This is a genomic window from Acinetobacter sp. (genome assembly GCF_045628685.1).
In the GTDB taxonomy this organism is placed as follows: domain Bacteria; phylum Pseudomonadota; class Gammaproteobacteria; order Pseudomonadales; family Moraxellaceae; genus Acinetobacter.
The window spans coordinates 1-7641 of record NZ_JAZQPV010000123.1; the positions used below are offsets into that span (position 1 = coordinate 1).

Consider the following 7641-nt stretch of genomic DNA (forward strand, 5'->3'; position numbering starts at 1 on the left):
CAAAGCTGATGACCCAAATCCACGAGACCGGCATCGTCAGCGACCCGCACGTCATGTTCCACGCGATCGACGACGTCTTCGCACAAGGCCACGGCGCCCTGCAGGTTTCGTACTTCGAGCCAGACCTGAAGATCGTTGAGCAGCTGCGCCAGATGTGGCTGGTTGCCAACGGCGGCGGCAACGGTTCCGAGTCGTACGACCTGTCGTGGTACTTCGCCGCGAACTACACCTACCTCGAGTCGTTCGAGAAGCAAAACCGTAAAGGTTTCCTCTTCACCTTCGGCGACGAGCCGGCTCCATTTGCCACGGTTCGCAAGAGCGACCTGTCGACAATCTTCGGCCCAGGCGATTACGAAGACACCCCGCCGGCCACGAGCCTGAAGGGCGCACAAGCGAAGTACAACGTGTTCCACGTCGTCATCGAACGCGGCGGCCGCGCAAGCCGCAGTACCCGTGAAAGCTGGATCGACATGCTCGGCGCGAATGCGATCTTCGTCAAAGACACTTCGGTCCTCACCGAAGTCGTTCTCGCCACGATCGCGATCGCGCAAGGCGATGACATCTACGAAGTGATCTCCAAGTCGAAGGTGCCGGACGCATTGCGCTACGCCTTCAGCAGCGCTCTCGGCGAATAATCGACGAAAGCTGAAACACGAATGGGACCGCGCGGTCCCATTTTTATTTTTGTAAGCACAATCAGGAGTGTACAAAGAATTCAGGTTAGTGTATAATAGTTACATCAACCAACAAAGGACGCAAAAATGGACTTTGATCAAGCACAAGCAACGATCAAGACCCACGCGAAGCAGTTCATTGGCGAGGAAATCGTTTCTGCTATTGCAAGTGATTACGGTGGCAGCGACAAGGACAACGACGTGTGCCTCAGCCTCGAGGCCATCTCGAAGCCGCTCAAGCCGGCGAAGGTCGAAAAGATAAAGTTCATCGAAGAAGGTGAAGCTGGCGTCTTCGAGCTGCGATTGTATGAGTACCTCGGTATCAAATTTGGCATCGAGTATCTCGACGATGAAGCCCCAACCCAGGGCGGCGGCACCTGCTACATCGCAAAGCGTGACTACGAAACCCTCACTAACAAAGGACAGCCATGACACGTGCAATCGCAGTTATCGGAGCAAACTACGGCGACGAAGGGAAGGGTCTCGCGACCGACTTCTTCGTTCGCAAATACAAGGCGCCCTTCGTCGCTCGTGGCAACGGTGGCGCGCAGGCCGGCCATACAGTCGTGGACGGCGAGGACCGTTACGTGTTCGGCCATATCAGCTCGGGCACATTCGCCGGCGCACATACCTACCTCAGCGCGGCCTTCTTGCTCAACCCGCTAGTCCTCGCCGAGGAACGTGAAGAGCTCGAACGGATGGGCTACACGCCCCGAGTCTACGCGCATGGTGACTGCCGTGTGACGACCGTCTACGACATGGCCATCAACTCCCTGGCCGAGCTCTCGCGCGGTGTCAATCGCCACGGTTCCTGTGGCATGGGCATCAACGAGACGGTGACCCGCCACCAAGCCGGTTTCTATCTCGACTTCAACACGCTCCACAACTACACCGAGACCATCGAGGTGATGGAGCGCATCCGCCTGGAGTGGGTGCCAGCTCGACTCGAGAAACTCGGGATTCGCCGTGACATGTTCGACCAGTCGTCGGATGACATCAAGGCCCAGGCAGAAGTGATCTTCGGCACGTTCGGTATCCCCTCGCGCAGCGTCGCTTCTGACCTCTGCATGAAGGCGATGCAGAACCTGTCGCTCAACGACCCGAAACGCAAGATGAACCACGATGACACCGTCGTGATCGAGGGTGCTCAAGGCCTGATGCTCGACGAGTACCTGGGCGAGTTCCCTCACGTCACGCGCTCGGTCACCGGCCTCGCCTCCTCGGTTCGCGCAGCTGCGGAACTTGGGAAGACAGTCGTAACTCCAGTCTATATGACGCGGGCCTACTGCACCCGTCACGGCGCTGGTCCCCTCCTTTACTCGGGCGCGGGGATCACTGACAAGGAGCTGACGGACTCGACGAACCTCAAGAATGACTGGCAAGGGTCCATCCGCTATGCGCCGCTGGACCTTGCGTCTCTGAAGGCCTTCATCAAGGAGGACTTCACACGTGGCAAGCTGGTCGCGCAGACCTTCGGGGTCGAGGTGGATCAGCCGCAAATGATCGTCACCTGCATGGACCAACTCGGCTCGTACGTGAACGTGGTTTCGAGCCGTGGCAAGATCGTCGAGCTGAAGCCTGAAGAACTGCTGAGCTTCATCGCAAACGCGGTTGACATGGAGATCATCGGCGCCTCGTATGGACCTACCGCGAAGGATGTTCGTGAGCTGACGGACGTGGTATAATTAAAGGGTATGACCCACTCAGCTGGGTCCTTCCTTCAGAAAAACCATGTCAAAACAGCTGATCACGATAAGCACGGTGCAGGCGGCACTGCTTCGCGCCATTGAGTCTGACCAATGGGCTCAGCAACACGATGATGCTGAGGCCCTAGGCCATTTACGGGACTTCCTCGAGTCACAGAACACGAAGAACATGTTCTACATTCACCTGCTCGCTTCGCAACAGGGTTGTTCACCTAATGTCAAACGCGATGACAACGAGAACCTAGATGTCAAAACGGTTGCACAGCTGTATTCCATGGCAATTGATGGAGGCCCTGCTGCCTCCATCTCATCTGCAATTTTTCGCATCTGCACGCTACGCGGCAGCGCAATGTACGAGCTCAACTACAATTCGTCCCGGGCGCAGCGCCTGTACGTGAGGCGCTGCCGTGGTGAACTCCGCGGTGAGGTTAATGAGGACAACTTCAGTATAAACCGCAATGTCACTGGCGTCACCCGGGAGCCTCGCAGCGTCACTAGTTTTCTTAAAAAAGTCTGGAACAAAATATGAGCGAAAAATTATACCTGAGCCGTCGGAACCTTTTGACGCTGCTGTCGAAGCTGGACCGCAAGAAGGTAGGCGATGAAACGTCATGCACCATCGTGAAGTTTCAGAATCCTACTGACGGTTTCGTAAACACGATGGACACGATCTCGGTTACGGCAGTGGAAGACGAGGACCTCTACGTGAACCGCACTCCTGGCGTCATGCACCCAGCCGATGGCCCAGATGTGGGGGCGCGCGGCGCGCCCCCACCAAACCAGGTGACCATAGATTTTACAGAGCTTCACACACAACTTTTTATCGGCTATAAGGCGGGTCAGGAAGTGCGTCTTCTATTCAAGCTTGATGACTATGATGCAGAAGAATGCGTCGTGACCGTCATCATCCCTGATTCAACCTACTCGATCTCGCGTTCCTTCTTCCGTGGAATGTTCGAGCAAAGTATGAAGTCGCTCGGAGAGGGATTCCATGAGAAGTACCTCTTTCAGATGAAGCGCCAGTTCCATGACATTCTCACCAGCGTTGTGTATAATCTATGGCTGCTGAAGGACTGAATCACATAAATAGGTGATCGCCATCATAGATCACCATCATGCCAAACGCAGTTGTAAAGAAGTACGCCAAAGAGACCGGCAAGTCGCCCGAACACATTGAAAAATGGTGGAAAGAAGCTGAGGAGCAGGCACTCAAGAAGTTTCCAAAGAAGGGTCCTCACTATTGGGCGTATGTGAATGGAATCGTAGAGAGACGAGGCAAGCTCGTTCATGGTAAGAGAAAAGGCCGCAAGAAGACCAACGAGAGCTTCGTGTTTGAGAACCTGAAGATGACCTTTAAGCAGTTTATTTCTGAAGCACGTGATCCTCTACCAACCGATGACGAGGATGTCAATGACATGCTGCAAAGCTTCATTGATGATGCAATTGACCAAGAGCTTCATGATGATGCACGCGACAAGGGTTCTCCCGAAGATAGCGCAGAGTTTCTCCTGGGCAAGCTTGAAGAGTGGTTGAATCAGCGTGGATATTCCGCCAAGGAGATCGACGACTGGATGGAAGACCATGCCGATGATGCTCATGACTTCCTCTACCAGGGTCTGACCTAATTATAATTTCGGTGTGCGACTTGGCACCGATGTATAATAGTTCCATTACATCAAAGCGCGGCTTTTAACTTAGGCACATAACCGCACCACCAGGACAGACGATGATCGTCGCTAAAATTCTACCTTATGTGCTTATTGCCGCCAGCGTTGCGACTCTAGCCTTCGCTGCTCCAAAACGCCTTACACCTGCTCAACCAATCCCAAAGGCCTGGGACATTATCATGGACACCCCTGAAATAGAAGTTGGTCTAGATCCAGCGTCCTTAAAAGTCGCTGCACGGAACCAGGGATTTGAGGTCTCCTCTAACTTCCGCATTAATTTCCATCAACCGATCAATGTTGGTGGGAAGAAGGAGAAGGACTCCTATTACGTCAACCACATGACGACAGTATGCAACACCGGCGAGATGCACGTGGACTCCTCAGATGTATACACGGCTGACGGCACGCTCGTCGCAACAGGAAAGAACCTCGGCGTTCTACACGATCCCAAGGACCCTAAAAGCTTCATCACTCAGTGGGTGTTCCTCGTGTGCAAGGACCTTAAGGATAAAAGGCCACCACCAGAGGCATAAAATAGTGTACTTTTTTGGCCAGTAGTGTATAATAACTCTATCGAAACAGTAAACACTGAATCGATAAAAGGTCCCTTAGCTCAATTGGTAGAGCGTACGTCTCTAAAACGTCAAGGTTATGGGTTCGAGCCCCATAGGGATCACCACCTGATATAAATAGATGATGGAACATATCATCTATAAAACAACCAACATTCTCAATGGCCGCTTTTACATTGGAATGCACTCAACTGAGAACATCGACGATGGATACTTGGGAAGCGGTAGACGAGTAAAAGCAGAAGTAAAGAAATACGGCAAGAAAAATTTTGTGCGAGAAGTTCTTGAATATTTGCCATCACGTGAAGCACTATGCGCACGAGAGACAGAAATTGTTTGTGAAGAGCTGCTGTCAAATCCACTTTGCTTAAACCTGAAAAATGGTGGTGAGGGCGGTGGGAAATTTAGCAGTGTTGAACATCAAAGAAAATGTTCGCTTGCTGGTGTAAAGGCCACAAAAGAAAAATGGAAAAGTGACCCTCAATTTAGAAAAGCAGGATGCCAGAGAGCAAGCGCTGAAATGAAGAAGAAACATACTGAAGGTAAAATTCGGTATGACACCTTCAAAAACAAACACTTGGGTGATAATCATCGTAGCAAAATTGGAAAGAAGAGTTCAGAACATCAAACTGGAGAAGGCAACAGCCAGTTTGGAACCTGCTGGGTAACCGATGGTGTAAAACCTGTCAAGATCAAGAAAGAACAACTCGATGAATACCTCGTGAAGGGATTCAGAAGAGGAAGATAAAGTTGTACAAAGTTTGATGTTTATTGTATAATGTCTTTATCGAAACAAAGTTTGGAGAGTTTGTATGAAGGGTTGGGGAGCACAGGACGATTTTCAGGAACAGATTGAACAGACGGTGAAAGATCGTCGCGCAATTCTGGCATCGCAGATGTTGGGTGCTGGCAAGAAAGTTTGTGAAGACTGTGATGAACCAATCCCACTCGCGCGACGTGAAGCATATCCGTCATGCACCAAGTGTGTGCAATGCCAGGCTGAGGCTGAAGGCGGTTTCTTTATACGTCGGTAAGGATTGAAATGGCAAGTAACCGCCCGCACAAGCTGATTGACAGCCTCAATCAAAAGCTTGGTCTTACACGGGATGACATGCTGGCCAAGCGTTTAGGTGTAACAAATTCGATGTTAAGCAAGGTTCGAGCCCAGGTTACAGGTGTCTCGCCGAACTTGATTCTTCGAATTTATGATGTATCAGGTTGGTCGATCGAAGAAATTCGATCACTGATAAATGAGTCGTAACTCGAGGTAGCTCAGCGGGAGAGCGGCGTGGCGATCCACGTGATACCGAAACCAAGTAGCATGACCTGCCTCGGCTGGTCGCGTTGACTGTGGTTAGCGTCGTTGGTTCGAATCCAATCCTCGAGACCAGTATATATTTTGTAGTTCAACCACTGAAAGGAAGCATCATGACCCAGCTTTAGATTCTCAAGCCGCAAAAGACGTACCTCTACTCCATCAGCCGCCGCGACATCCCACTCGCGCAACAGGCAATTCAAGCCGGCCATGCAGCCGTTGAACATGCCTACACGTATGGCCGACCGGAAGATTTTCATCCGTCGTACATTCACCTCACCATCAAGAACAAATCGCAGCTCGAGACGCTTCGCCAGAATCTGAACGACGCAGGCATTCCCACGGCCGAGTTCCATGAACCGTATTTCAATAATGAATTAACCGCAATAGCGTGTCTTCTAACTGAAGATCAGCGTTATATTTTATCCCATCTTCAGCTATGGCGCTTGCCAACCCAAAACTTAACATCTGGGGTGCCTGTTGACACGTAAATTTTCGAGTGTGGTGTAAGTTTTATAAACTAAAGAGAAATCTTTTTCTGTGACAACTTTAAATTTTTCACCAAAAATATTTTTTGCAGCATTGAATTTACAAATATTATCGGGATCATTTAATTTGCTAAATGGTTTAATTTCATATACTATTTGCGTATTTGGGTCGTAAAAATCTGGAAAGTAATTTTTACCAGTTGGGAGTGGGATTTTAAATTCAGCAGTTTCAGCAGTTTGCGGAAGATACCCATGAGTCTGCTTAAACCAAACTAAAAAAGATAATTCATAAAAGCTACGAAAATAAAGATCAAACCAATAACCATTACAGCCTTGACTGACAACAGGAGTCTGTTTCGGTGGTTTGCCAAACTGTGGATTTTTAATACCCGTAAAAGCTGCTGATCTTTTTTGTTTAAAATTTGTTATTTTTAGTTTAGCTTCATGTTCTGGTAAAGTTTTAATCCAATGTTCAGTAAAGGTTGTGTCTTTTAGAGGATGACCATTTTGCTTATTGTATTCAACTAATTTACTGTGCTTTCGGGCTGAACATCTTTTACAAAATGTAACTGTTTTCATTTTAGCGTACAATGATATTTCGTTACAAGTTCCACAAGTAATAGGAATTGTTTTAGGCTTACGGCTTGATTTACTAATTGTTTGGCCCTTTAATTTTGACGGTTGGCCTTTTCGTAAGGAATTAGATATTTTTCGAGAACAAGCTGGACAATTTGTATTTGATAAATTAGCTTTATTAAAAGCAGCTTTTGTTTTATAATGTATTTCACCATTACATTTAGGACATTTGCGAAGTAATATTTCCATTATAACCCCCTCAGTTAAGATAAGACTCATGAAAATTATTTATATCCAAGGAGAAGCAGCATGAACCTCAACCAAGCTGAGGCAATTGCCTCATTGTACCAGGAACTTATCGAGTCGATCGACAAGACAAAAATCCAGCTGCCGCACAAGGACTACCCAAGTCAAAACTGGTCTCTCTCAAACCTCGATAACATTCAGCTCGAAGATGGACAGCTCAAATTTTCCTGGTCCTATTACTCGTGTGGTTCGATCGATCGCGAGGATACGTATCAAAGCCTGAGTGACTTTTTCGAGTAAGTTAAACGCAGCGCACGGATACAGCATTAGTTAGCAAATAAGAATCACCCACCCTATTAGCTTACAAATAAGGAATTTAAAAATGAATACTCAACAC

The 7641-nt window shown here is 48.9% G+C and carries 12 protein-coding genes and 1 tRNA gene; 12 read left to right on the forward strand and 1 reads right to left on the reverse strand.

The annotated features are described in order from the left end of the window. The 11 genes from ACKI4H_RS15555 to ACKI4H_RS15605 all read left to right on the forward strand — a co-directional run. The coding region (locus tag ACKI4H_RS15555) for a hypothetical protein (protein WP_407307319.1) at positions 1-635 on the forward strand (635 nt) is incomplete at its 5' end. A gap of 126 nt (positions 636-761) precedes the next feature. Further along, complete coding sequence (locus ACKI4H_RS15560; RefSeq protein WP_407307321.1) at positions 762-1106, forward strand: hypothetical protein; 345 nt, start codon at positions 762-764, stop codon at positions 1104-1106. Then, positions 1103-2359, forward strand: a complete 1257-nt coding sequence (locus ACKI4H_RS15565; protein WP_407307323.1) for an adenylosuccinate synthetase — start codon at positions 1103-1105, stop codon at positions 2357-2359. Before ACKI4H_RS15560 ends, ACKI4H_RS15565 begins: the two co-directional genes overlap by 4 nt. A gap of 46 nt (positions 2360-2405) precedes the next feature. Next, positions 2406-2909: a hypothetical protein gene (locus ACKI4H_RS15570; RefSeq protein WP_407307325.1), complete on the forward strand. Its 504-nt coding sequence runs from the start codon at positions 2406-2408 to the stop codon at positions 2907-2909. Next, positions 2906-3457: a hypothetical protein gene (locus ACKI4H_RS15575; protein WP_407307327.1), complete on the forward strand. Its 552-nt coding sequence runs from the start codon at positions 2906-2908 to the stop codon at positions 3455-3457. Before ACKI4H_RS15570 ends, ACKI4H_RS15575 begins: the two co-directional genes overlap by 4 nt. Before the next feature lie 38 nt (positions 3458-3495). Beyond that, entirely contained in the window at positions 3496-4005 is a 510-nt protein-coding gene (locus tag ACKI4H_RS15580) for a hypothetical protein (RefSeq protein WP_407307329.1), read from the forward strand. A 101-nt stretch (positions 4006-4106) separates the two neighbouring features. After that, the gene (locus ACKI4H_RS15585) at positions 4107-4580 is read left to right on the forward strand and encodes a hypothetical protein (RefSeq protein WP_407307331.1); all 474 of its coding nucleotides are present in this window, start codon (positions 4107-4109) and stop codon (positions 4578-4580) included. A 160-nt stretch (positions 4581-4740) separates the two neighbouring features. Continuing rightward, positions 4741-5367, forward strand: a complete 627-nt coding sequence (locus ACKI4H_RS15590) for a hypothetical protein (RefSeq protein WP_407307333.1) — start codon at positions 4741-4743, stop codon at positions 5365-5367. A 64-nt stretch (positions 5368-5431) separates the two neighbouring features. Continuing rightward, positions 5432-5653, forward strand: coding sequence for a TraR/DksA C4-type zinc finger protein (locus ACKI4H_RS15595; RefSeq protein ID WP_407307335.1), 222 nt, complete (start codon positions 5432-5434; stop codon positions 5651-5653). A gap of 8 nt (positions 5654-5661) precedes the next feature. After that, positions 5662-5880, forward strand: a complete 219-nt coding sequence (locus tag ACKI4H_RS15600) for a hypothetical protein (RefSeq protein ID WP_407307337.1) — start codon at positions 5662-5664, stop codon at positions 5878-5880. Beyond that, a tRNA-OTHER gene (locus tag ACKI4H_RS15605) sits at positions 5881-6009 on the forward strand. 386 nt (positions 6010-6395) lie between these two features. Here ACKI4H_RS15605 and ACKI4H_RS15610 read toward each other — a convergent pair. Then, positions 6396-7247, reverse strand: coding sequence for a hypothetical protein (locus ACKI4H_RS15610; protein WP_407307339.1), 852 nt, complete (start codon positions 7245-7247; stop codon positions 6396-6398). 60 nt (positions 7248-7307) lie between these two features. Here ACKI4H_RS15610 and ACKI4H_RS15615 point away from each other — a divergent pair, with 60 nt between their 5' ends. Next, complete coding sequence (locus ACKI4H_RS15615; RefSeq protein WP_407307341.1) at positions 7308-7544, forward strand: hypothetical protein; 237 nt, start codon at positions 7308-7310, stop codon at positions 7542-7544. Positions 7545-7641: the final 97 nt, after the last annotated feature.

Excerpts from the sequence above, each read along its gene's own strand:
- ACKI4H_RS15610 (WP_407307339.1), bottom strand. The coding sequence starts at position 7,247 with ATGGAAATATTACTTCGCAAATGTCCTAAATGTAATGGTGAAATACAT.
- ACKI4H_RS15565 (WP_407307323.1), top strand. The coding sequence starts at position 1,103 with ATGACACGTGCAATCGCAGTTATCGGAGCAAACTACGGCGACGAAGGG.
- ACKI4H_RS15580 (WP_407307329.1), top strand. The coding sequence starts at position 3,496 with ATGCCAAACGCAGTTGTAAAGAAGTACGCCAAAGAGACCGGCAAGTCG.
- ACKI4H_RS15585 (WP_407307331.1), top strand. The coding sequence starts at position 4,107 with ATGATCGTCGCTAAAATTCTACCTTATGTGCTTATTGCCGCCAGCGTT.
- ACKI4H_RS15570 (WP_407307325.1), top strand. The coding sequence starts at position 2,406 with ATGTCAAAACAGCTGATCACGATAAGCACGGTGCAGGCGGCACTGCTT.
- ACKI4H_RS15590 (WP_407307333.1), top strand. The coding sequence starts at position 4,741 with ATGATGGAACATATCATCTATAAAACAACCAACATTCTCAATGGCCGC.
- ACKI4H_RS15600 (WP_407307337.1), top strand. The coding sequence starts at position 5,662 with ATGGCAAGTAACCGCCCGCACAAGCTGATTGACAGCCTCAATCAAAAG.
- ACKI4H_RS15595 (WP_407307335.1), top strand. The coding sequence starts at position 5,432 with ATGAAGGGTTGGGGAGCACAGGACGATTTTCAGGAACAGATTGAACAG.
- ACKI4H_RS15560 (WP_407307321.1), top strand. The coding sequence starts at position 762 with ATGGACTTTGATCAAGCACAAGCAACGATCAAGACCCACGCGAAGCAG.
- ACKI4H_RS15575 (WP_407307327.1), top strand. The coding sequence starts at position 2,906 with ATGAGCGAAAAATTATACCTGAGCCGTCGGAACCTTTTGACGCTGCTG.
- ACKI4H_RS15615 (WP_407307341.1), top strand. The coding sequence starts at position 7,308 with ATGAACCTCAACCAAGCTGAGGCAATTGCCTCATTGTACCAGGAACTT.